Below are 22,862 nucleotides of genomic sequence, written 5' to 3' on the forward strand. Positions count from 1 at the left end.
GGGCGCCTCCTATCCCACCGCGAAGGCGGAGTTGCTGACGCCGAGCCTTTTCCAACGGATGCAGGAAAGGCGGTTGAGCCGCTTGAGCAGGTGCTCCTCAAGGTCAGTGGCATTGCGTTCCCCGGCCCAACGGAGCGCGTTGTCGAGCCACGTTTGCGCCACATGGGCCGTGGCCGGATAGCATTCGGCCTCATAGGCGAGCACGTCGGCCCGCTCCCGGATGAAGTTTTCAAGGGTCATGATCCCCTCCAAAAAAAGAGGGCCGGAGCATGAGCCCCGGCCCGTGGTGGTCTGGTAGGTGTTTTTACGCGGGCGCCAGCTCGATCCTCGCGGGCACCATGCCGCACCGCCCGCGCCCGGTGGGTTCCCCGTTCTCGTCCAGTTCATCAATCCACGCCGGGCATTTCCAAGGGACGCAGTTCCTCGACTCGTCCGGGAAGGGCAAGGGGAACAGGCAGCGGAAATTTTCGTAGGCTCTATCCTTCTTGAAAATGGTGTACCTCTCGGCCATAGCGTTGCTCCTCGGTGTTATGGTGTCGTGGGAGGGGTTACGCGGCGCGTTCCGCGAGCCAGGCGTCGCGCTTGGCGCGGCACTCCTCAAGGGTCGGCGCCGTGCAGGAGAACAATTCACCGTCCAGCGCCCGGTAGTCGTACTGGCACCTCTTGTGCGCCTTGCGATCCCGCGACAGGCGCGCGGGGACGGTGTACTCTTCATACTGTTCCTGACCGGGGCGGACGTTCTGCGGATTGAGGGACATATTGCATCTCCTGGGGGTTGAAATTTGGCAGCCGCAGCAGGACTCGAACCTACGGTGTCGGGGCCAAAACCCGATGCCTTACCTCTTGGCTATGCGGCTGTGTGGTGGCGGCGACAGGACTCGAACCTGTAACACTCCGGTTATGAGCCGGGGGCTCTGCCTATTGAGCTACGCCGCCTTGGTGGAGCCAACGGGGATCGAACCCGCAACCGGCGGCTTGCAAAGCCGCTGCTCTCCCGATTGAGCTATGGCCCCTTGTGGTCGGAGCGGCGGGGATCGAACCCGCGACTTCCTGCTCCCAAAGCAGGCGCGCTACCGCTGCGCCACGCTCCGATTTTTTGGCAAAAGAAAAGGCCCTCCGGGGAGTCGAAGGGCCGAAATGTCATGACAGGCTAGAACGCCGGGGCAACAAACTCCCACCTGCCAAACCGATTGAACCGGGAGTCGATACACTGAAGCCAGCGGCGCACGAACATGATGGTGCCCTTGGCATCGGCCAAGTAAATGTTCATGCCGTCCTCCCGCAGCGCGTATGCCTTGCGCTTGGCGGCGGCGAGGCTATCAGCCTCAATACGGATGGGATCGTCCTCAAACCACGAATTGTCACTGGCGCGGGAAACCTGATAGGTTGCCATTGTCCTCTCCTTCTTTGATTTTTGCTTCAATCCGGCCCGCAACGGGGGTTGCGAGCCGTCAGAAACAAAATTCGCTGTGGGGTTTCACGGGCTGCTCGTATCTGGCGTCCACCCGTGCGGCGCTCTCGTCGCCACCGCCCGCCGCCTCTCGGCCTGCGCTCTCGCAGAGCGCCATTCTTGCGGGAAACCCATGCTATTGGGCTGTTGTCTTGTTCTTCGTGATGCGATTCTGTGTGCTTCCCGCCCTTTTCGCGCCTCGTTCCAGCTTGCGGGGGCGGCTCTTTTCCGGCCCCACCGAGCTCGTAGTCCCGGCCTCCCTGCCGCGCAGGCGGTTGCTGCTGGTTCCTGGTTCGTGGCTACTTTGATCCGTGGATCGCGTTCGCCGCCATTCCCCGTTGGCAGCTCCATAATGGCAGAAATTCTGCTAGTGCGCAAGAAAAAAATAGCAGTTTTTCTGCTAGAGAAATATGGCGGGAAATGAATTGACTTTGGCTCAGTCGATCAGTGGGTAGGGAACGAGATGCGCTATGAACTGGTTGGCATTAGCGGACGCGCGCGTAGGTATCTGCGCTCTGGCAGGCGGAAAGTTGGGTATGTCGGCAATGGTACAATGGGTACTGCTGGATATTAATTAATAAGGTATGGTCTATAATCATGCCTTTTGCTATTGACTTTATCCTCAATATAAAAGTTTTTTATTTTAATTGATGAAAGAATATTATTTATAATCGGAGCAAATAAATTTTTGTATTGTTTTATATAGCTATACCTAATTTTTATAAATCCGTCATATACTGGAAGAATTATTGACGAAATAGATTCAACTGTATTTCCAAATCTCCTATCAAAAGAGGTGAGTATGCCGATTATGTTATCTATATGCACCTCTTCAATGTGAATACTGATTATATCTATCCCCATATTGTGCTTGGAGTTCAATTCTTTTGCGATAGCTACAGAACTCAATCTAAACTTAGAAAAATTTTCATCAGCAAATATTATATTATGTGTATATTCTTCCGTCTCTTTTGGGTTTGCCTTTTTTATACTTATACGGAAGCTGGCAACTTCTGATCCGTCCTCAAGGCGGCATACACTTCCATACAATACTTTATTATTTCTTTGATTTATTCCTGTTAGGGCTTCCGTCTTATTGTACGCCTGTGTCAATAGCTGGTTGGAAACTTGTCTCCAGCCTTTTGGCATTGTGAGTGAGATGCCGTAGCCAATGGTTTCCTCCTCACCTGACGAGGGGAAAACCGTAGCAGGAAGCAATAGCAGGAAGAAAAGTACTGATACGACTACTCTCATGCTACTGTTTGATTTTGGAGTACGGAATGACCAGAAACGCCTTGTTTTTCTGTGTGTCCAGTGAGCGCCTTTCCCTTTTCTGAGGGGGGAAACTCTGCGGGTACATCTATTTTCATGAGGCGTCCCTGCACCATCCCACACACATCGGACATGGAAACGCCAAGAGCTTGAGTCAGCAAAACAGCTTCCTCAATATTTAGCCGTTTGGGGTTCTCGTCATCGTTTCTCATTTTCCGCCAAGCGGTAGCGGCTGACTTTTGATGCGGCCACGCCATGCGCGCTAGCTGCGCATCATTGATCTGCCTTTGGGCGGCGATCTCGGATATAATCTGGACGAACATCCTTTCGTATCGGTACGCATCCATTTGTCTAATTCACTTTATTTTATGCACTTTTTCAACGACAGATTTTTTGCTTCCATCACTAGCAGAAATACTGCTATTATCCCCCGTAAGGAGCGACTATGGAACTCACTCTCGAACAGGCGTTTGAAGTTTTGAGGTCTAAGTGCGGGAACCATGTAGCCGCCGCCCGGTTTTTGGAACTCGCCCCAGGATATTACCGGGCGTTGAGGAATGGGCACTCGCGCATCAATAGGCGCATGGAAAACCTGATCATCCTCAAGGCCATGACCGCCGCCCAGGACTTGCCTGCCCCGGCCCCTGTGGAAAGCGTAAGCCAGCCGCAGCAAGCCGTCACCGGGTAAAGATGGGGGTGATTTACCATGCCGGACTATCAGAACATGTCGGCCATAGGGGCCGTGCGCCACGCCAAGGCCGTATCAGGCATGACGGTGGAGCAGATTGCCAAGGCTGCTGACATGCCCGCGTCCACCATACGCCACTATCTTGAGCGCAATTCGGGGTATGCACCCACGCTGGAACGCATCCCGATCTTATGCCGCGCCATGGGCAATGAGGTGATTGTCCAGTGGATCGAGGCGCAGCTTGACGTGCCGGAGGCTCCGCCCGCACGGAGCCGGGCGGAAGTTCTGACGGCCATGGCGCGCGCCGCTGCCTGCATGGGAGACGCGCAGCGCGTCCTTGCGGATAGCGAGGGCAGGGGGATTGATCCCGCCTGCGCGCGCGACGTGCGGAGCCTCCTCGGCGACGTGATCGCGGAATGCCGCCAAGCTCAGGCCAGCCTGGCCGAGCAAGCAAGTTACCGGGATATGACCGAGGTGGCCCCGCTTGCCTCGGTTCGACGCAATGCGCCGTGGTGGGGGAGGTTTTGGAGATGGTGAAATCCTTGGCTACCAGCAATTTTTGGGAAGTGGCGCTCAGAATGAGTGACGCCTCGCCGGTGTATTATCGCCACCTCGGCGACGCCGTTGACATCATCGACCCCGAAACGGGCGAGATGCAGTCGGCTCCCCTCAAGATTTTTCAGGCGCGGTACTGCACCCTGTACCAGCAGATGCCCGACAGCCTGCGCGCGAAGGCGCGGGAGGTGCCGAGCTTTCGAGAGTGGCAAGCAGGGCGCGGCCAGACGGGAGGGAGTAATGGATAGCCGCACACGCAAGAGGTATCTGGCGCAGGTCTCGGCTATGTCACACCTCCTGCAACGCCATTACAGCGCGTTGCCCAAAGGAAAGAGCTACGCGGACATCCTGAGCGAAGGAGTGGCCGCGGACCTCTCCCTCGGCCTTGAGGAGGTGCGCCGCGAGACCGTGCGGCAATGCGTAGTCCCTGAGCCTATCGTGGTTGACCTCGACAAGCTCCAAGCAGCGGATATGCCGCCGATGTCCGCAGATAGCCTGCCGCTCCCTAGCGATCTGTGGGGCATCGGGCGCGGCCTGCCTGTGGGGGATATGTGATGCAGGGTCTTGTGGTTGACCTCTTTGCGGGCGGGGGCGGCGCCTCAACTGGCCTTGCCTGGGCACTTGGGCGCGACCCGGACATTGCGATCAATCACGATGCCGAGGCGCTGGCGCTCCACGCTGCCAACCACCCGCACACCCAACACCTGCAAAACGACATCACGCGGGTTTTGCCTCTTGAGGCTACGGGCGGGCGAGAGGTGGCAATCCTCCACGCTTCCCCGGACTGCACCCATTTCTCGAAAGCCAAGGGAGGCAAGCCCCGTAGCCAGCACATCCGCGATCTGGCGTGGGTGGTCATCCGATGGGCCGAGGATACCCATCCGACTTTGATCACTCTGGAAAATGTGGAGGAGTTCCAGACGTGGGGGCCATTGGATCGGGACGGCCACCCCATCAAGGCGCAGGCCGGGCAGACCTTCCGGGAATGGACGCGCCGTTTGCGCCGCCTGGGCTATCAGGTGGAGTGGCGCCTGCTGCGCGCCTGCGATTACGGCGCCCCAACTACGCGCAAGCGCCTGTTCATCGTCGCCAGGTGCGACCGTGGCCGCATTGCATGGCCACGGCCCACGCATGGGGCCCCGGAGTCGCCAGAGGTGCAATCCGGCAAGCTCCTGCCTTGGCGCACGGCGGCGGAGTGCATTGACTGGCACATTCAGAGCCGGAGCATCTTTGACCGCGCAAAACCGTTGGCGCGCAATACGCAGCGCCGGATCGCTGAGGGCTTGCGGCGGTATGTATTTCAGGCCGTACAACCCTTTGTCATCTCCTACTATGGCGCTAAGGCCGAGAGTGATTTTCGCGGTCAGACGTTGCATCGGCCACTCCCCACCCAGACCACCGAAAACCGCTTTGGGCTCGTCTCGCCCGTGGTGATCACCAATACCACAGGCCACGCCCCGAAGTCCGTTGATACCCCGCTGCCCACCGTGACCACGGGCAAGCAGCAGCTTGTGGCCGGGGCAATCATCAGCCCCAATCATGTTGCGCCGAAGTATACGCCATTTCGCGGACAGGACATCAAGGGGCCGCTGCGTACCATCACGCGCGCGCCGGGTTTTGCCCTTGCCTCGCTGCGCACTGTGCCCTTCGTGCAACACGTCCAGCACGGAAGCGCTAAACACGGTGTCATGCCCGCCAACGAGCCATTGCGGACAATCACGGCATATCCCAAGGGCGGCGGCATGGCGCTCGTTGGCGCCACATTGGAGCGCGCAGAGGAGTCCGTGTCGGCCTGCGCCCCGTTTGTCGCCAAAAACTATGGCGGCGTCGTGGGGCATGATGTTGCCCGTCCCCTTGGCACGGTGACGACCATTGATCACCATTCTCTCGCTACGGCTTGCATGGTCAAATACTACGGCAACGAGCAGGGCGGCGTCCCTGTTTCCGCGCCGCTGCACACGATTACCAGCAAGGATCGGATGGGCCTGATCACGGCAACGCTTGAGGGCGTGGACGAGCGCGCGGCCCGGACAAGAGACTGGCTGCGCGAGTGGGGCGTCATCGGCCCGACGGACGAGCCCATCATCGGCCATGGCGCGGAGACATACCGCATCACTGACATCTGTATGCGGATGCTGGTCCCGCGCGAGCTTTACAACGCCCAAGGCTTCCCACCGGATTACAAGATCGACACGCCCTACAAGGGCAAGCCGATGTCCAAGACGGCGCAGGTGCGGATGTGCGGCAACTCTGTGCCGCCCGTCCTCGTTTGCGCGCTGGTGACGGCGAATGGCCCGCGCACATGGAAGGCAAATAAAAAAGCCCCGGTCCGAGGTTCCGGGGCAAAGGTGGGCAGCCGCCCGAACAAAAGAGAGTTGAGTATGAGCAAAACCACGCCCGGCGTCAAGTTTTACCCGCTGATTTTCAGCGGTGACATGGTATGGGCAATCAGGCAACGCAAAAAGACGCAGACCCGCAGGCCGTTGCGTCAGCAGCCCGTGGGGACGGTTATCCGTCTCGGGGATAATGAGTTCCGGGACGAGGAAAACCTCGTTTTCCGTCCACCCGTGCGCCCCGGAGATATTTTCTGGGGCCGGGAGGCATGGCGCGAATTGCCCGACGGCAGGATTGCCTACGAGTACGGCGGCGAGGTTTACCGCTGGCGCGTGGGGCCGGACGGGCGCCGCTACTACCTCTTGGACGGCTACCTGAGCAGTTACTGCCTCTGTACCACCAATGGGCCACGCTTTAGCCCGGACAGCCTCCCCGGCAAGTGGCGTCCGAGCATCCACATGCGCTTTGAGATCGCGCGCATCTTCCTGCGCGTGGAGGGTATCGACCTCGCGCGCGTACAGGACATCACTGAGGCCGACGTCAAAGCCGAGGGCATGGAAGCGGTGTGCCGCCGGGACTACTTCGCCTTTGTCTGGGATCGCCTGTACGGGGCCAGCAGCGATAACTCTTGGGAAAATAACCCTTACGTCTGGACATACACGTTCCGGCCAATCAGCGTTGAGGAGGCGTCAAAATGCGCGATTATGCCACAGTAGCCCCGCAATTCTGGTCGGGAGAGACCGGGCGCGCCCTTCGGCGGGCAGGCCCGAATACATTGCTTGTGGCCATGTACCTCATGACGACGCCGCACAGCAACGCCTTTGGCTTCTACTACATGCCTCTCATGTACCTTGCGCATGATCTCAACATGAGCGTTGGGGAAGCTGCTGAGGCTATGGAGTATTGCGTCAAGTCCGGGTTCTGCGAGTACGATTTCGACGCGGATGTCGTCTGGGTGCGCAATATGGCGCGGTTCCAGATCGGGGAAAAGATCAGCCCGAAGGACAATCGCGCCGCCTGGGTAGCGCGCGAGTGGGCAAAGCTCCCCAAGTGCGATCTGCTGGCCGAGTTCCGGGCGCAGTATGCCGAGGCTTACGGCATGGCCGATAGTCCCTCGGCAACGGGCGAGCAAGGGGGAGGGCAAGTCCCTTCCAAGCCCCTTGGCAAGCCCCTTCCCCACGAGTCGGGAAGCCCCTTACCAAGCCCCTTGGCAAGCCCCTCGGCAACGGGCGAGCAAGGGGAGGGGGTAGCCCCTCCCCCTGAACATGATCATGAACATGAACAAGATATTAAGAATATTAAAATACACATAGGGGAGACTGTGAATGAAAGACGCGCGCGTTCCCCAGAGCGCCGCGAGGAGGGGGGAGGGGACGCACCCGCGTCAGTCTCCCAGGATGATCCCGGCATGGAGTTCGTGGAGCTCCGGGAACTCTACAGCAGGCTAATGCGCGCCGAAGGCCCGCGAGCAGGCTTTGCCGAGTACAAGCAACTCAAGGCTGCCCGTCAGTGGCCTGGCATTGCGCGGATAGCCGAGGACATATCGGCCCGGAAGGAGGCAGGGGTATGGAGCCCAGGCTTTGAGATCGGCCTTGGGCGATACCTGCGTGAGCAGACATGGCTTGCGCCCGTCACTGGCCGCGCGCAGACGGCAGCATCCGCGCCGACGGAACACCAGCGGCGGCAGCAGGAATCGCGAGAATTGGCAAGGACACGACTGGCAATGCGCGAGAGTGAGCGGGAGGCGAAGAATGGAACGAGAAGCATTGCGTCGTAGGCTGCTCGTGCGCCTTATCGACGCCGAGATGGTCTATCGCACCGGGCGGAGCCAGGAAGAGCTTGCCCTGCTGGCGGACATCTTTGCCGACGATCTGGCGGGCGAGGATGCCGAGACCATTGACCGGGCCTTCGCCGCACACCGCCGGGGCAGCACACGCTTCCCGACTCCGGCCCACATCCTTGCGATTATCCCGCAATGCCGGGCGCAGCGTCACGACTACGCGGCCCTGCCTATGGAGGGCGAAGGCACGAGGACGCCGGGTATCGGCATGGTTGTGACCCGCGCCCTTCGGGGAGACATGGAGGCAAGGGAGAAAATGGCCCGCCTCATGGGGCGTGCAATGGGCGTTCAGGCGGTGCGGCAATGAGCATGGAGCAGGCAATGTTCCCCGGCTGTGAGCACCAGCCCCGGCGCAATGATACGCCCACGGGCTCCATATCGTTTTTCTTGTCCTGCATCCCCACGGCGCAGCAGCGGGCGCGGCACATGACCAAGGGCGGCTTCCACAGGACGTATAAATCAGAGGCGCAGGAGGCCAACGAGCGAACCCTGGAAGCCCTGATGCTCAAGTGGGTGCCCGACGAGCCGATGGACGGCACACTCCAACTGGCCTTTCAGGCGATCTTCCCCGTCCCAAAATCTGTGTCCGGGCGCGAGCGGGCGGCAATGCTGCGGGGCACGATAGGGCACACGTCAAAGCCCGATCTGGACAACCTCGCCAAGCAACTCAAGGACTGCATGACCCGTCTCCGTTTTTGGCGCGACGATAGCCAAGTCGCCCGCTGTATCATCGGCAAGGAGTATGGCGAGAGGCCGGGCTGGGTTGTGGCTGTTTCTCGGATCGCAGAGGAGCGCCGTCGGCGCAAGTGAGGCCAACATGGGCAGACTGACAGCCGCACAATGGGAGCAGGCGCGGGCCGATTACGAGGTGCGCGGCATAAGCCTTGGCGACGTGGCCCGGACATACGGCGTGGCAACCAGCAGCGTATCCCGCAAGGCAAGAGCCGAGGGCTGGATACAGGGCCGTTTGCAAGAGGTGGTCGAAAAAAAAGTCGCAGCCGTCAAGGAAATCGCGCAAATCGAAACGCAAACGCAAGACCTCCCGTTGCGTATGCGGCACACGATCCAGAGCGTGGTTGAGGAGCGGCTACAGGCCGAAGGCATGATTGCCGGGTGGGACGTGGCCATGGCCGTCAAGGGCACCGAGCTTGCCCGCGCGGCAACGAGCGCGCAGGAGCTTGAGACCTTGGCGCGCGCCCGGCGCCACCTTGACCCGCATCCTCGTGGCGCGGCTCCGGCCACGCAAAGCACGTCGGTCATCGTCAACCACCAGACCCAGGCCACGGCGGGAGCGGTAGCAACTGCCGAACCGCCCACGCCAAAAGCCGACGATGCCGTACGCGCGGCCTTGCGCGGCGATATGGCCGGGGACGAGGACTGATGCTTTTCGCGCGCGCCACAGATGCCGAGCGAGACGAGATACGCCGCGCCTGCGAGCAAGACCTGCTCGCCTTTACCGCGCTCATGTTCCAGGCCCGCATGGCGCAGCCCTTCCTCGTCAACTGGCACCATGAACGCCTGGCCGATGCCCTCATGGCCGTGTACCGGGGCGACATCCGCAATCTGCTGGTCACGATGCCGCCCGGTGGAACCAAGACTGAGCTTTGCGTCATTCATTTCATGGCGTGGGCCTTCGCCCGGAGCCCGCATTGCCGCTTTCTCCACCTCTCCGGCTCGGACGAGCTTGCAAGCCTCAACTCGGCCACGGCCAAGGAAATCATTGAGCTTGAGGAGTACCAACTGCTGTGGCCGCGCGTCATCCGGCGCGACACGCGCGCCAAAAAAAGGTGGAACATCGAGCTTTACGGCCACACGGCGGGCGGCGTGTACGCCACCAGCACGGGCGGGCAGGTTACGGGCTTTCGCGCGGGCTACATCAGGGCGGGGTTTTCCGGGGCGATCCTCATAGACGACCCGCTCAAAGCTGACGACGTGTGGAGCGCGGCCAAGCGTGAGCAGGCCAACCGCAAGTTGACGGGCACGATCCGAAGCCGCCGCGCGGACTCGGAACACACGCCCATAATCCTGATCATGCAGCGGCTCCACGAGGACGACCCGGCAGGTCACGCCCTCGCGGGTGATTTTGCCGTGGAGTTTGAGCACTTGGAGATTCAGGCAGTCCTGGACGAGGGGACAGACCACGAGCGCAGCTATTGGGAGCGCAAGGAGAGCCTTGCCAGCTTGCAGGCGCTACGCGACCGCGACCCGTACACGTTTTATGCCCAGATGCAGCAGAGGCCCACTCCTCCCGGCGGCGCCATGATCAAAAGCGACTGGATAGGGCGGTATGAGGCGCTACCGACGGGCAAGCATGACCTGTTGATTGTGGCTGACACGGCCCTCAAGACAGCCGAGCGCAATGACTACTCCGTGCTGTCCCTGTGGCTGTTTGACGGCGAGAGCGTGTTTCTGGCGGACGTGGAGCGCGGCAAGTGGGAGGCGCCCGATCTTTTGGAGCGCGCCAAGGCGTTCCTCCTGCGCCATAGGCCACGGAGGCCGAGCCAGTACAAGGTGCGCGGCGTAGTCATTGAGGACAAGGCCAGCGGTACGGGCCTCATACAGACCTTGCGGCGGGATACGGCCCTGCTGGACATGCCCATCATTGCCAAGCAGCGGAGCGCGGACAAGGTGAGCCGCGTCAACGACGTGCTGCCCTTTATTCGCGCGGGCCGCTTGGTTGTGCCCGTCTCCGCGCCGTGGCTTTCGGCATACCTGGGCGAGCTTGCAGCCTTCTCCCCGGCCATGACCCACAAGCACGACGACCAAGTGGACGTGACGGTGGACGCGCTCGACGAGTTTTTACAGCACGGCGGCGGTATGAGCCGGGGCATGGATCTTTCGTAGGGGGGGGAGGGTATCAATGGCACGGGTGCGGTTGCTGAGGGATATAATCACTGGCGAACGGTATTTCCGCGACCTTTCATCGGGCATGTGCTTTCGGCGCATAACGGGCGCGCTTGCGTGGCCAGTGGAGGACAAGCCCGGAGCCCTGATTGTCCTGGGCGAGACTCGCTCCACGCAAAACGCCCTCGGCATCGGGCGGCATGATGTCCATGTCCTTGAGGAGCGGACGCACGACGACGTTTCAATGCTGCTGGCCTACATGGGGCACATGGCCGACGATTGGCTTGTGCGGATATGGGCTACGCCCGTAGCGGACAAGCGGACATACATGCTGGACGATCTTGCGGCTGACATGCGGGCTATTCGCCGCATGGCTCCACGATACGCCGACCCACAGGGGTGGAGCGGCAAGGGGGAGGGGCTGATGCCGTTCTACCACGGCCTTGTCCAACGGCGCACCATCAGCGAGAAAACCCTGTTCTTCGGCGAGGGCAGTGAGGCAGCGGTGCAGATAGGAAAGTTGGATCCAGAAGACGCGAGCCGCAAGCCGACGGATTTCCCGGCGGCTGCCGCTCTCTTTTTCGCGCTGGCCGAGGTGGATGTCACGCCATACCGAGAGACGCGGGACCGTGAGGAGTACCTTTCCGGCCCCGCGGATCTCGTGGGGGGGTATTGATGACGGCGGACATGACCAAGAACAATGGCAGCTCCACGCCTTTGAATTCCGTACACCTGCGGAACACTAAGGAGATTGCGCAGGTATTCGGCGTCAAGGCCGCAACTGTCCGGCATTGGCGTGAGATGGGCGCGCCCATCGTGCTGCTTGGGAAGAAGTACCAGGCGAACTATCAAGACCTATGGCAATGGCTGAAAAGCCGCGCCATTGAATCCGATGCGGAAAATATGTAGGCTATTCGCGTGGGCGCATCCTCCGAAAGGAGGTTACTCCCATGAAGCACTTTCTCCGGGACGTGCTCGCCGCATTGGCGGCTGCCGTCCTTGCGGCTGTGGTGGTTCACCTGTTGAACCTCTAAGGCGCAAGTAGCCCCGGCAGGAGGTGCCTCTCCCACCGGGGCGCTGAAACTTGCGATTCCACAAATCGCGGGGGATGTGCCCCAGGGCGGCGGGGTGTGCAGCACTTCGCCGCCCTTTCGTTTTTGATAGGTTCGGAACGGCGTTTTGTCAAACTCCAAAAACCTGTCAAGTAGTCCCAAGTAGGTCCTAGGTAGGTCCTAGCTAGTCCCATAGGCACTTTCCCCAAATTGCCGTGCTACGCTCCGGCCCAAAAGCAGGAGCACTCCATGGCGCGTATCCGCTACCGCAAATCCCCCGGCGTTATCGCCTCTGCCGTCCTGATTGCCGCCTTCGCCGTTGGCGGCGTCGCCTGGTACGAGGCGGAGGAGGCCGCACAACTTGCCGTCTCCACGGTTGAGGAGTTCGAGGGCTATGTGCCCGAGGCCTACCTCGACCCGGCCGGTATCTGGACAAAGTGCTACGGCGACACGCGCAATGTCCGCCCCGGCGCCACCTACACTTTCGAGCAGTGCGCGGCGAGCCTCAACGAGCATCTTGCCGAAATCGTGCGCCCCGTCTTTCGCTGCATCCCCTCCCTCTCCAAGCAGCACAGCAAGGTACAGGCCAGCTTTGCCAGCATGGCCTACAACATCGGCTCCGGCGCGTTCTGCTCGTCCTCCGTGGCCCGCTACGCCAATGCAGGCGGATGGGAGCGCGCCTGTCGGCGCATGGCCCAAATCTACAAGACGGCCAAGGGAAAGGAGCTTCCGGGCCTGGTCAAGCGCCGCAAGGCTGAAAGCGAGATGTGCCTGCAAGGGCTCTCCGCCGCAAAGGAGGCCAAGCGATGATCGCCTTCATTACCCGCCTGCTTCCGTTCCTCGGGCCCCTCCTCGAAAAGATCACCGGCAAGGCCAACGGAAAGGCCGAGGAACTGCGCGCTCAGGCGGAGCTTGAGGAAATCAGGGCGTTCAAGGCCGGGCGCATCAGCCCGCGCTTTCTCCACCGCTATGCCTTGGTATTCATCTTCTCCTTTTTCGCGGCGCTGCTTCTGGCAAGCCTCTTTTTCCCTCAGTGGATAAACCGCCCAGACTTCGGGCAGTTCAGGGATTTGCTTGACCTCGGCTCGGGCATCCTGCCCTAGGAGGCGTGTTGTGGATCAGCATACCGCAGCCATCTCCGTCACGCTGACCCCTTACTTTATCGGTCTGCTCGGGGTTTTGTGGGCGATTGTCCTGGGCTTTGGCGCGTTTTGGCTCAAGCGCCTGTCCGACAAAGTTGACACCCTCATCGTCCACAAGGAGGGCTGCCTCATGATTTTTGCGGACAGGGTGGATAACGCCAAAGACCATGCCGAGCTTTTCAAAAGCCGCAACGACCACGAGCGGCGCATTGTGAGCATTGAGACGCGCCTGAAGGTACTTGAGGAGCGTAAAGGCTGATGGACGCCTCGCAGTCGTACATCCCCGCAGACGTGGCGGATGATACCCCCCAGAAGCAGGACCTCGACATCGAGGCTCTTGCCAACAGGCTGCACGACGAGTGCGACGCTGCGCAAAAAGCCCGAAGCATGGTGGAGCTCAGGTGGTTGGATGATCTGCGCCAGTACCGCGGTGTTTATGACCCGGCCACCGCGGAGCGCCTCAAAAAGTCCAAGCGGAGCCGCGTGTTTTACCGCATGACCACGAGCAAGGTGAACACCATGACGGCGCGGCTCATGGATCTGCTGTTCCCCTCCCGTTCCAAGAATTGGAGCATCGACCCTACGCCCGACCCGCTTATCCCCGACGACATCATCATGGACGAGCTCGCGGAAGAGATCGCCCCTGCCGCTGGGCAGCTCCTTCAGGAGAAAATGGCGGAGCTCACCGCGCAGAACATCATCCCCGACCCGTGGGCCATGCAGACCTTGCAGATGCAGGCGTTCCAACAGGCGGCCGCCCAGTCAAATACGCCGGAGGCCCGTATCCGCATTGCCAAGGAACGCTCGCAGGCCATGGAGCGTGTCATCGACGACCAGCTCAAGGAGTGCAACGCCAACGGCCAGCGCCGCCCAAGCTGGCCGCAAAACTGCCGGCAGGTCATCAAGTCCGCCTGCCTGTATGGCATGGGAATCCTCAAGGGGCCGCTGGTGGAGCAGGTGGAGACCAAGCGCTTCGCCCCGGCCAAGGGACTGGACGGCAGGGTGACATGGCGGGAGCAGGTGGTCTCCAAGGAGTACCGCCCGTACCACGAGGCCGTCTCGGTGTGGGACGTGTTCCCCGATCCGGGCGCCCGAACGCCCGCGGAACTGCGCTATGTCTGGCAGCTCCACATGATGACCGACCGGGACGTGCTCGAACTCAGCAACTTTCCGGGATTCGTGGGCGAGCGCATCAAGGAATACATCCGGGAAAATCCCGAAGGGGACGCCCAGCTCACCTCCTGGGAATCCCAGGTGCGCGAGCTCAACGACGACAATCTCAGCGGCGGGGCGCAACTGCTCAACCGCTACCGCGTCTATGAACGCTGGGGTTTCCTCTCCGGCGCTGACCTCGCGGCCGCGGGCGTGGAAATTCCCGAGCAGGAGCACGGCAACGTCTATCCTGCCTCCGTGTGGATGCTTGGCGACCGCATCATCAAGGCGATGGTCAATCCGCTGGAAGGCATCGACATCCCCTATTTCTTCTACCCCTACCAGCAGGACGACACCAGCTTTTGGCCGGAAGGCATTGCCTATCAGTTACGCGCGCCCCAGGCGGGCATCAATTCCGCCGTGCGGGCCATGCAGGACAATGCCGCGGCATCTTCGGGCCCTATTTACGGAGTCAACCTCGCCTATCTCGCTGACGGGGACGATCCGCGGGAGATGGAGGCCAACAGGCTCTTCCTGTTCAACAAGCACGGCGAATCCATCGACAACCTGATGAAGGCCGTCACCGTGCCGTCGTGCATTGAGCACAACCTCACGCTCACGAATTTCTGGCAACAGGGGGCGGACGAGGTGTCCACGCCCCGCTTCAATCAGGGCGACGGGAATATCGCGGGTGCAGGGCAAACGGCCAGCGGTCTCTCCATGCTCATGGGTGCCGCCAATGTCCTGCTCAAGGACCATATCAAGGACTTCGATGATTGCATCGTAGGTCCGTTCATTCGCGCCATGTTCCGCTGGAACATGCAGTGGAACGAGCGCGACGACATTAAGGGCGACTTTGAGGTCGTGGCCTCCGGCTCGCAAAGCATGGTGGCAAAGGAGGTGCGCGCACAGCAGGTGCCCGCCCTCATTACCTACATGTCCATTCCGCAGTTCGCACCGTACATCCGCGCAGAAAAGCTGCTGGAAGTGGCACTGGAACAGACTGATCTGCCCGCCGAGCGCATCCTTCGCACCGAAGAGGAGGCGGAACAATACCAGCGCGAGCAGCAGCAGGCGCAGGCCGAGGCCAATGTGCAGGCGCTGATGTCCGCGCTGGCGAGTCAGGGCATGAGCCGGGAGCAAATCCAACAGCAGATGCTTCTCTCGCTCGCACAGTTATCGGCAGCGGCAGGTGGCGGCGCGCCCCGGCAATTAGGGCCGGGAATGGGGGCGGCATGAGCGATCTTCGGACCCGCAAATCTTCGGCAATGAAAGACCTGTCCGCAGCGGCAAAGGGTACTCTGGACGCCCTTGCCGCCCTTCTGTCGGTGGAGATCGACGAAGGCCACGAGGAAATGGAGGCGGCGGACAACAACCAAAAACTGTGGAGAGCGCAGGGCCGCGTCATTGAGGCGCGGGCGCTGCTCCACGAAATCAACTCGCTCCGCGGAGCAAGGTAAAGGGGGAAACCATGAGCCAGATGCCAGAAGAACTCAACCCGCAAGGAGCGGGGACAGGGGAACCGGGCGCAACGCCGGAAGAACTGGAACAGCAGTTTGACGCAGGCTTTGACATGCCGGGCGAGGGAGAAACCACGCCGGCCGGTCAGGACACAACGCCGGGCGACACGCCGCAAGCTCTGCCGGAAACCGAACCCGCGCAGTCGGGGCAGCAGGAAGAGCCCGAGCTGGCGCCGCAGGTTCAACTGCAGCCGGAACCTCAGCCCGCTCCGCAACCACAGCCAGCGCCGGAGCCTGTTCAGCAGCCGCAGTCCGAGGAGCCGAAGCAGCTTGAAACCGTGCCCGAGGAGCTTGCCGAAGAGCTCAAGGAACTGGAGGCAATCTCCCCCGCTGCTGCCAAGCTGGCAATGGAGGACAGCGCCGAGGGCGCGGCCGTGCGGGAACGCCTGACCAATTTCGGTGCGGCCATGGCGCAGGACAGGGCGGAGTTCGTGCTCGCCCAGAGGGCGCAAGCCCAGAAGGAGGCGACCGCCGAGGCCGAGCGCTACGCGGCAGCAGTGCGGACGCACAATGACAACTTCCTGGGCACCATCAAGCGCGAGCTCCCGGACTACTACGCCTTGGTCAATGACCCGGCGCGCAAGGCCGAAGCCGCCAAGTACCAGCAGGATGTCTATGACTGGATCGGCAGCAAGCCCTACGCGGAAGCGGCGCCACTCATGGATATCGCAAAGAGCGGGCGCGACGTGAATCAAGTCGTGTCCCTCCTCAAACAATTTGAGAGCGAACGCCGGGGCGGAAAGGCCAAGCCCGACCCGACGGGCGCTCTCGCTGTTCCTGGCAGGGGCGCGCCCACCGCGCCCGCCGGTATCGGAGACAAGGACGACTTCGATGCAGGCTGGGGTTTGGAGTAATCGTCCACTGTTGAGGGTGAAATCATGCCTCCCGTTACGACCACAGGCGACATTTCCTACCGCACCGCGGGCTACATCGCCAAAAAGCTCCTGGAGCGCGCACAGCCGCTGCTGATCGTCTCCCAGTTCGGGCAGTCCAAGCCGCTGCCCAAGAACGCGAGCAAGACCATCAAGTTTCGCCGCTACGAGCATCTTTCGGCGCAGCCCAAGGCGCTCATCGAAGGTGTCACGCCGCAAGCGTCCAAGCCCACCTTCCAGGACTACCAGGCGCAAATCCAGCAGTACGGCGACTATGTGGAACTGACCGATGTGCTCACCGACACCCACGAAGACCCGCTCATCCCGGAGTTCTCAGACATTCTCGGCGAGCAGGCGGCCGAGATGATCGAGCGCGTCACCATCGGCGCGCTCATGGGTGGCACGAATGTCTACTTCTCCGGCGAAACGGGTGGCACCCTCGCAACGTCGCGCGCGGGCGTCAACAAGCCGCTCACCCTGTCGCTTCAGCGCCGGGTTGTGCGTGGCCTCAAGCGGCAACTCGCGCAGCAGATCACGGCCGTTGTGAGCCCGTCCCCCAACTTCGCAACCTTCGCCATCCCGGCCTCCTATGTCGCCGTGTGCCACACCGACCTCGAGGCCGACATCCGCGAAATGCCGGGATTCGTACCCACCGAGAAGTATGGCAGCCGCGTTGCCATGCGCGGTGAGATCGGATCCGTGGAGGGCGTCCGCTACTGCACCACGACGCTCATGGAGCCCTTCCTCGATGCCGGGGCCGCGCCCGCCGCTGGCGAATCCGTGGAGAGCAATGAGGGGGCCTGCGCCGATGTGTACCCCATCTTTTTCCTCGGGAAAAACGCCTTCGGCAACATCCCCTTCGCCCGCGCGGCAAAGAACGGGCAGTCGCCCATCATGCCCATGGTGCTCAACCCCAATGTCCCGCGTGGCGGTGACCCGCTCGGGCAGCGCGGCTCCATCGGCTGGAAGGCGTCCCACACCGCCCTTATCCTCTATGACTTTTGGATCGCGCGGGCGGAAGTCGCCGCGACCAAGCTGTAAAAGGAGGTTTCAATGCCCGCACCACAGAAGACGAGCGCGCAGCCCGAGCAGGGCGCGCCCACGAATGAGCAGACAGCCAGCGTGGAAGCCAAATACAAGGCTGAACTGGAAGAGCTCAAGGCCCACAATGCGCGCCTGCTCAGGGAGGCCGAGGAAGCCAAGGCACAAGCCCAGCAGGCCGAAAAGCAAGCCGAGGAGGCGCGGGATGAAGCCGAAGCCTCCAAGGCTCGTCTGGCCGAGATGGACGCCAAGGCGGACGCCGAAGCGGCCCGGCAGGAAGCCCTCATTGCCCGGCAGCTCAATGAGCAGCGCCGCGTGCGGATCAGCATCCCCTCCGGGCGCGACCCGTCCGAGCGGGCGCCCGTGCCCGTTGCCGTGAACGGGCGCGAGTTCCTGATCGTCCGGGACAAGGAGGTGGACGTTCCCCAAGCCGTGCTCAATGTCCTCGACCTCGCCAAAGAGCGACAAGCGGATATTCAGGAGGTCAACGGCCAGGCGCAGGTCACCTTCCGGGAGGCCAACCGCTTCTCCTACAAGGTCATAGGCTACGTTGACCCCAATACCGGGCAGCTTGTGGGGCAGTAGCCATGCAGGCGGGCGTCATTCTTCGGCTGGTTTCCGGCGCGCTGCAAGACCTTGAACCGGGGCTTGAATCGCGCTGGCCGTGGGAGAGCCAGGGGGGCCGCATTGGTCTTCTGGACTTTCTCAACGCCGCCAAGCGGGAAATCGTGTTGCAGCGTCCCGACCTCACGGCGGTTACTGGCCCGGTGCAGCTTGAACCGGGAATGAGGCAAAGGCTGCCCTCGCGGCGCTACCATAACGCCGAGAAGGACGCCACGATGCTTATCGACCTCACCCGCAACATGGGGGTGGACGGGGAGCATCCCGGCCCCGCAATCGTGTCTGCGCAGATGGACATCCTGCTTGCGTGGGCACTCCCGGACGTGACGGGCTGCGTGGTTGAGAACTACGCCTACGACCGAACCGTGAACCGCGACGTGTACTACGTCTATCCCGCCGTAACCCCATGCTGCGATGTATGGGTGGAGGCAACGTACAGCACGGCGCCGGAGGTGATCACCTGTTTCACCCAAGACATCGGGCTCCCGGACGAATACGCCGCCGCCCTACAGCATCATATGCTCGCGGGCGTCCTTTCCGGGGATAACGAGTCCAGCAATGCGAGCAAGGCCGCGTACCATCAGCAGATGTTCGCGTCTCTGCTCGACATAAAAACCAGTGTGGATGTCTCGTGGCCCAAGGCAAAAAGCTCCATGGTAGGGGGCGCATCGTGAGCTCACGAATGACAGACCTGAATGTGCTTGTCCCGCGTGTTTTGCCGCAAGTGCTCCCCTGCCCGCGAAGCATGGCTATGGACGCCCTGCAAATGGTGGCCGTGGACTTCTTCAAGGAAACGGGGGCGTGGCGCGCAACCTTCCAAGAAAGCGTATGCGCCTGCGAAACGGTTATCGCTTTCGCTCTTCCCCGTGATGCCTTGGTGGCGCAGGTTCTGGCCCTGTACCTGGACGAGAGCAAGGTTGACGGCTCCCGGTTCCAGGCAACCACAAGGGAAATCACGCTCAAGGATGCCCCGCAGCATGGGGCGTTCGCGCTCGTGGAAGCATCGTTGCGGCCAGTACGGCGCGCAACGGCGCTCCCCGAGGAGCTCATGGAGGAATGGGGCGACATCCTTTCCTTCGGCGCGCTTGCCAAGCTCAAGAGCATGAGCGGGAAAAACATCGACTGGAGCGACCCCAACGGCGCGGCGACCTTCTACCAGCTCTACATGGAGGGGGTGGGCAAAGCCAAGGAAAGGCAGCTCCGGCGTCGCTTCGGGAGCGGAGTTCTGTACGTCAACATGGGGGAGTAGGAGGATACCATGGAGAAACTTCCCATGGTCACGGTAACCGCGCGGATCATGGATCAGCGCGGGCAGCCTGTTCCAAAGGCGCGGATCACCATGCGCCTGACCACCGTGGAGAGGTACTGCGGCATCGTCGTCCCGCGCACGGTGGAGGCCATGACCGACAAGGACGGGCTCGCCAAGCTGCGCGTCTGGCCCAATGCCCGCGGTACGGAGGGCAGTGAATACCTCGTGACCATCAGCTTTGCGGACGCCTGCCAAAGCCGGTGCCTAAACCACCCCTCGGCGAACCTGCCGCCCCTCCAGAGCCAGCGTTTCCGCGTCGTGGTACCAGACGCGGATTGCAACCTTTGGGACATCGCCGAGCTCCCGCCCTATGAGGTGCGGGGCTCCGGCCAGGTCATCACGGAAGAGGTGGCCGCCTTCGCCTCGCAGGCATCCAATGCCGCCGACCGTGCGGAGAATGCCATGGAATCCGCTGGCAGTATCCGCGCGTCGCTGGAAGGGCTCGCGGGCAAAGCCGAAGTTGCCAAGAAGGCAGCCCAGGCCGCGGCCAAGGAGTCCGGGGTGCACGAGCGTCACGCAAGGGAGCTCGTGGCCGAGTTCGACGATAAGGTGTGCCATTTCCAGAACACCGTCATCCAGCAAACGGAAAAGACGGCTCACCGCATGGTGCATGAAGGGCGCACCTGCATCACGCAGGAGACTTCGACCTCGCTTGCGGCGATTGAGAAGCGGACGGGGCACTCCCTTTCCGACATCAGCAGGGCCGCGAGCGACGCCCAGCATACGGCGACGGAGACCATCAAGACGGCGAAGAATATCGCCCTGGAAGAGATAAAGGGTGCGAAGGAAAACGCGCTCTCCGAGGTGAAGGAAGAGGTTGCCCTCGCAAATGAGGACTTCGACGCCATCTTGGAGCGGGCCGTCAGCGCCGCCAAGCGCGCGGGATGCTCCGCCGCCTCGGCCGCCAATTCCAAGACCGACGCTTGCGCTTGCGCCGAAAGGGCGGAACGGGCCGCGCTGAGCCTTGAGAGGGCCAACGGGGATGCCATGGCCGCGGCGGAGCGCGCAACCTCTGCGGCGGAGTGTGCCAAGGCGGACGCGCAGCTGGCGGAAACCGCGGCCAATACCTCCTCGCAGCAGGCGGAGAACGCCAAGGCCGCGGCGGATGTGGCAACGCGGCAGGCTGCGCTCGCCAAGGCAAGTGCGGATGCCGCGGCCCTCAGCGCTGAAACCGCGCGTGGTGCAGCCGTGAGCGCCCAGGAGAACCGTGAGCACGTCGATGAAGTCGTCCGCGACCTCGACCAGGCCATCCTGGACGCCGCTGCGGGCATCGTCACCGACGAAATCGTGGATGCGGCCACGGCCAAGGCAACGGAGGATGCCAACGCAGCAGCAAAAGCCGCCCAGGATGCCGCGGCGGAAGCGGCCGCGTCGGTGGATACCTCGCTTGCGTCCCAGGCGCTCGCAGCGGAATCCGCCGCTGAAGCTGCCGATGCGGCCGCAAGGGCCGGGGAGTATGCGTCCAAGCTGAAGGACAAATACGACGCCGAGGTGACGGTGGCGCTTATGGCAAAGCAGATCATAGACCTGTCCGACAGGCTGACGGCAAGCCAGCTCGCGGGCCTTGAGGCGTGCACCGCCCTTGGAGAACTCAAGATTGAGGTTGCCGCGCTTTCTGACCGGGTGACGGGCATGGAGCTCGCGGCCGTGAATTGACCATGCCCGGCAGGCTATTCCCCCGTCTGCACGGCATGGCCTCCGGGCGGGGGCCAGAACCCGCCCGGTATCAAACCATATAAGGAAACAACCATGAGCCAGAATATCCCTGACGAAAGCCAGACCCCCACGGAACAGCCCACCAGTGCGGCCCTTCTGGGGAAGATGTCCGAAGCCATTGAGGTCCTGCTTGCGGCGCAGGAGAAACTGGTGAAGGTGGCCGCGGATGTTGCCAAGCACACGACCGACCCCAACGCCCACGGCGCCGCGACCCTCGCCAACATACTCAAGGCCATGCCGAAGCCAGTCCTTGAAGATGGCATGTTCAGCTTCAAGGATGCGGACGGCAACGACCTCATTTCCCCGGTGAACCTTAAGGGGGACACCGGGGAAAAGGGAGAAAAGGGAGACGACGGCGCCAAGGGCGACAAGGGGGATATGCCCGACCACCAGTGGAACGGCACGTCACTTCAGATTCAGAAGCCCGACGGCTCCTGGGGCGAAGAGCAGAATCTTCAGGGGCCCAAGGGCGAAAACGGCTCCGACGGCATTGATGGTGCGCCGGGGCTGGCGCCGGAGCACCAGTGGGAAGGCACGTCACTCAAATTCAAGAATCCTGACGGTACTTGGGGTGAGGAGCATGACCTTCAGGGCGTGAAGGGCGACATGCCGGATCATGAGTGGGAAGGCACGTCACTCAAGGTTCAAAAGCCCGACGGCTCTTGGGGTGAACCACAGGATCTCAAGGGCGAGAAGGGCGACCCAGGCTCCAGCCTCGGTTTCAATACCTTCACCCGATGCACATGCCCTGCTGCCAGCTCCACGAAGATGATCAATGTCGAGGGGTTGACGCTGGTTCCGGGTGCCACCCTGCATGTGGCCTTTGATGAGGTCAACACGGCGGAGGAAATCTCCCTCGCGCTGAACGGCGGGGAATCCAAGCCCATTCTCTATCAGGGGCTGTCGCCGGAAGTGGGGATGCTCGCCAAGAACCAGATCTATTCCCTCATGTATGACGGGGATGTCTGGCAAATCATTGCGGGCATGTCCCCTGACCGCATCGGGCAAACCAAGTGGTTTGAGGACACGCGAGAGCGCCCCGGGTATGTCCCGTACAACGGCACCGCCATTTACAACTTCTCGGCCCTATGGCCGCAGATGGCCGCATACCTCGCAACCCCATACGGGCAGGAGCGTCAGTTCGAGAGCTTTTCCGAGCGAGAAGCGGCCCATGTGGCCGTCTGGCACACCCTGGCCTCCGGCGCCACCGTCGGCTGGAACGGTCTCGGCGGCGTTTCCAAGTATTTCTATGACCCCGATAACGACATCCTGTACATGCCCGATTTCCGGGGCATGATCCCCACCATGGCCGGGGACGGCGTGGTCGCTCCCAGCATGGGAGAGAGCATGGGGGACGGGATTCGGAACATAATCGCCGGTGCCTGGTCGTCCAAGATATGGCGACGGAGCGTTAATCTTTACGGTGCCTTTTACGACCCCGACAACTCCGATGA

General features: G+C 61.7%; 29 protein-coding genes, 4 tRNA genes and 1 pseudogene. 24 read left to right on the top strand and 10 right to left on the bottom strand.

Annotated features, from left to right (window positions below):
* Positions 1-9 precede the first annotated feature (9 nt).
* The 10 genes from G7Y54_RS08360 to G7Y54_RS08405 form a co-directional block, all read right to left on the bottom strand.
* The gene (locus tag G7Y54_RS08360; protein WP_165078861.1) at positions 10-240 is read right to left on the bottom strand and encodes a hypothetical protein; all 231 of its coding nucleotides are present in this window, start codon (positions 238-240) and stop codon (positions 10-12) included.
* 64 nt (positions 241-304) lie between these two features.
* Positions 305-511 (bottom strand): hypothetical protein, encoded by a 207-nt coding sequence (locus G7Y54_RS08365; RefSeq protein ID WP_165078862.1) that lies wholly within the window; start codon positions 509-511, stop codon positions 305-307.
* Between the two features lie 37 nt (positions 512-548).
* Positions 549-758, bottom strand: coding sequence for a DUF3873 family protein (locus tag G7Y54_RS08370; protein WP_165078863.1), 210 nt, complete (start codon positions 756-758; stop codon positions 549-551).
* A gap of 25 nt (positions 759-783) precedes the next feature.
* A tRNA-Gln gene (locus G7Y54_RS08375) sits at positions 784-857 on the bottom strand.
* Between the two features lie 3 nt (positions 858-860).
* Positions 861-936: transfer RNA gene (locus G7Y54_RS08380), tRNA-Ile, on the bottom strand.
* Position 937: 1 nt separating this feature from the next.
* A tRNA-Ala gene (locus G7Y54_RS08385) sits at positions 938-1,013 on the bottom strand.
* Positions 1,014-1,016: 3 nt separating this feature from the next.
* Positions 1,017-1,091, bottom strand: a tRNA-Pro gene (locus G7Y54_RS08390).
* Between the two features lie 59 nt (positions 1,092-1,150).
* Positions 1,151-1,393: a hypothetical protein gene (locus G7Y54_RS08395; RefSeq protein WP_165078864.1), complete on the bottom strand. Its 243-nt coding sequence runs from the start codon at positions 1,391-1,393 to the stop codon at positions 1,151-1,153.
* A 627-nt stretch (positions 1,394-2,020) separates the two neighbouring features.
* Complete coding sequence (locus tag G7Y54_RS08400) at positions 2,021-2,704, bottom strand: hypothetical protein (RefSeq protein ID WP_165078865.1); 684 nt, start codon at positions 2,702-2,704, stop codon at positions 2,021-2,023.
* Positions 2,701-3,045, bottom strand: a complete 345-nt coding sequence (locus G7Y54_RS08405) for a hypothetical protein (RefSeq protein WP_165078866.1) — start codon at positions 3,043-3,045, stop codon at positions 2,701-2,703. The genes G7Y54_RS08400 and G7Y54_RS08405 overlap by 4 nt, the downstream gene beginning before the upstream one ends.
* Before the next feature lie 122 nt (positions 3,046-3,167).
* On the opposite strand from G7Y54_RS08405, the gene G7Y54_RS08410 reads away from it, so the two are divergent.
* From G7Y54_RS08410 to G7Y54_RS08525, 24 genes and pseudogenes are all read left to right on the top strand, one after another.
* Positions 3,168-3,410 carry a hypothetical protein gene (locus G7Y54_RS08410; RefSeq protein WP_165078867.1) on the top strand — a complete coding sequence of 81 codons (243 nt, stop codon included), beginning with the start codon at positions 3,168-3,170 and terminating at the stop codon, positions 3,408-3,410.
* A gap of 18 nt (positions 3,411-3,428) precedes the next feature.
* On the top strand, positions 3,429-3,947 hold the full coding sequence (locus G7Y54_RS08415; protein WP_165078868.1) for a helix-turn-helix transcriptional regulator: 519 nt from the start codon (positions 3,429-3,431) through the stop codon (positions 3,945-3,947).
* Complete coding sequence (locus tag G7Y54_RS08420; RefSeq protein ID WP_165078869.1) at positions 3,941-4,213, top strand: hypothetical protein; 273 nt, start codon at positions 3,941-3,943, stop codon at positions 4,211-4,213. Before G7Y54_RS08415 ends, G7Y54_RS08420 begins: the two co-directional genes overlap by 7 nt.
* Entirely contained in the window at positions 4,206-4,520 is a 315-nt protein-coding gene (locus G7Y54_RS08425) for a hypothetical protein (protein ID WP_165078870.1), read from the top strand. The genes G7Y54_RS08420 and G7Y54_RS08425 overlap by 8 nt, the downstream gene beginning before the upstream one ends.
* Positions 4,520-7,015: a DNA cytosine methyltransferase gene (locus G7Y54_RS08430; RefSeq protein ID WP_165078871.1), complete on the top strand. Its 2,496-nt coding sequence runs from the start codon at positions 4,520-4,522 to the stop codon at positions 7,013-7,015. The genes G7Y54_RS08425 and G7Y54_RS08430 overlap by 1 nt, the downstream gene beginning before the upstream one ends.
* A complete protein-coding gene (locus tag G7Y54_RS08435; RefSeq protein WP_165078872.1) occupies positions 6,994-8,076 on the top strand; it encodes a hypothetical protein in 1,083 nt (360 codons plus the stop codon). Before G7Y54_RS08430 ends, G7Y54_RS08435 begins: the two co-directional genes overlap by 22 nt.
* Positions 8,051-8,446 carry a hypothetical protein gene (locus tag G7Y54_RS08440; RefSeq protein ID WP_165078873.1) on the top strand — a complete coding sequence of 132 codons (396 nt, stop codon included), beginning with the start codon at positions 8,051-8,053 and terminating at the stop codon, positions 8,444-8,446. Before G7Y54_RS08435 ends, G7Y54_RS08440 begins: the two co-directional genes overlap by 26 nt.
* Positions 8,443-8,949, top strand: a complete 507-nt coding sequence (locus G7Y54_RS08445) for a RusA family crossover junction endodeoxyribonuclease (RefSeq protein ID WP_165078874.1) — start codon at positions 8,443-8,445, stop codon at positions 8,947-8,949. Before G7Y54_RS08440 ends, G7Y54_RS08445 begins: the two co-directional genes overlap by 4 nt.
* A 7-nt stretch (positions 8,950-8,956) precedes the next feature.
* Positions 8,957-9,520 carry a hypothetical protein gene (locus tag G7Y54_RS08450; protein WP_165078875.1) on the top strand — a complete coding sequence of 188 codons (564 nt, stop codon included), beginning with the start codon at positions 8,957-8,959 and terminating at the stop codon, positions 9,518-9,520.
* Complete coding sequence (gene terL, locus G7Y54_RS08455; protein ID WP_165078876.1) at positions 9,520-10,983, top strand: phage terminase large subunit; 1,464 nt, start codon at positions 9,520-9,522, stop codon at positions 10,981-10,983. Before G7Y54_RS08450 ends, terL begins: the two co-directional genes overlap by 1 nt.
* Positions 10,984-10,999: 16 nt before the next feature.
* Complete coding sequence (locus G7Y54_RS08460; RefSeq protein WP_165078877.1) at positions 11,000-11,659, top strand: hypothetical protein; 660 nt, start codon at positions 11,000-11,002, stop codon at positions 11,657-11,659.
* A gap of 11 nt (positions 11,660-11,670) precedes the next feature.
* Entirely contained in the window at positions 11,671-11,892 is a 222-nt protein-coding gene (locus G7Y54_RS08465; RefSeq protein ID WP_165080233.1) for a terminase small subunit, read from the top strand.
* 392 nt (positions 11,893-12,284) lie between these two features.
* On the top strand, positions 12,285-12,845 hold the full coding sequence (locus G7Y54_RS08470) for a lysozyme (protein ID WP_165078879.1): 561 nt from the start codon (positions 12,285-12,287) through the stop codon (positions 12,843-12,845).
* Complete coding sequence (locus G7Y54_RS08475) at positions 12,842-13,138, top strand: hypothetical protein (protein WP_165078880.1); 297 nt, start codon at positions 12,842-12,844, stop codon at positions 13,136-13,138. Before G7Y54_RS08470 ends, G7Y54_RS08475 begins: the two co-directional genes overlap by 4 nt.
* Positions 13,139-13,148: 10 nt before the next feature.
* Complete coding sequence (locus G7Y54_RS08480; protein WP_165078881.1) at positions 13,149-13,436, top strand: hypothetical protein; 288 nt, start codon at positions 13,149-13,151, stop codon at positions 13,434-13,436.
* Positions 13,436-15,568: a hypothetical protein gene (locus tag G7Y54_RS08485; RefSeq protein WP_206214931.1), complete on the top strand. Its 2,133-nt coding sequence runs from the start codon at positions 13,436-13,438 to the stop codon at positions 15,566-15,568. Before G7Y54_RS08480 ends, G7Y54_RS08485 begins: the two co-directional genes overlap by 1 nt.
* Entirely contained in the window at positions 15,565-15,789 is a 225-nt protein-coding gene (locus tag G7Y54_RS08490; protein ID WP_165078882.1) for a hypothetical protein, read from the top strand. The genes G7Y54_RS08485 and G7Y54_RS08490 overlap by 4 nt, the downstream gene beginning before the upstream one ends.
* 11 nt (positions 15,790-15,800) lie before the next feature.
* Positions 15,801-16,703 carry a hypothetical protein gene (locus G7Y54_RS08495; protein WP_165078883.1) on the top strand — a complete coding sequence of 301 codons (903 nt, stop codon included), beginning with the start codon at positions 15,801-15,803 and terminating at the stop codon, positions 16,701-16,703.
* 24 nt (positions 16,704-16,727) lie between these two features.
* Complete coding sequence (locus tag G7Y54_RS08500) at positions 16,728-17,762, top strand: N4-gp56 family major capsid protein (RefSeq protein WP_165078884.1); 1,035 nt, start codon at positions 16,728-16,730, stop codon at positions 17,760-17,762.
* A 12-nt stretch (positions 17,763-17,774) separates the two neighbouring features.
* A complete protein-coding gene (locus G7Y54_RS08505) occupies positions 17,775-18,347 on the top strand; it encodes a hypothetical protein (protein WP_165078885.1) in 573 nt (190 codons plus the stop codon).
* Positions 18,348-18,349: 2 nt separating this feature from the next.
* Complete coding sequence (locus G7Y54_RS08510) at positions 18,350-19,057, top strand: DUF6682 family protein (RefSeq protein WP_165078886.1); 708 nt, start codon at positions 18,350-18,352, stop codon at positions 19,055-19,057.
* A gap of 77 nt (positions 19,058-19,134) precedes the next feature.
* Entirely contained in the window at positions 19,135-19,632 is a 498-nt protein-coding gene (locus G7Y54_RS08515; RefSeq protein WP_165078887.1) for a hypothetical protein, read from the top strand.
* A 9-nt stretch (positions 19,633-19,641) separates the two neighbouring features.
* Complete coding sequence (locus tag G7Y54_RS08520) at positions 19,642-21,348, top strand: hypothetical protein (RefSeq protein ID WP_165078888.1); 1,707 nt, start codon at positions 19,642-19,644, stop codon at positions 21,346-21,348.
* Between the two features lie 93 nt (positions 21,349-21,441).
* Positions 21,442-22,862, top strand: a pseudogene (locus tag G7Y54_RS08525) (hypothetical protein); the annotation flags it as partial.

The organism is Desulfovibrio sp. ZJ746 (assembly GCF_011039155.1).
Lineage (GTDB): Bacteria > Desulfobacterota > Desulfovibrionia > Desulfovibrionales > Desulfovibrionaceae > Desulfovibrio.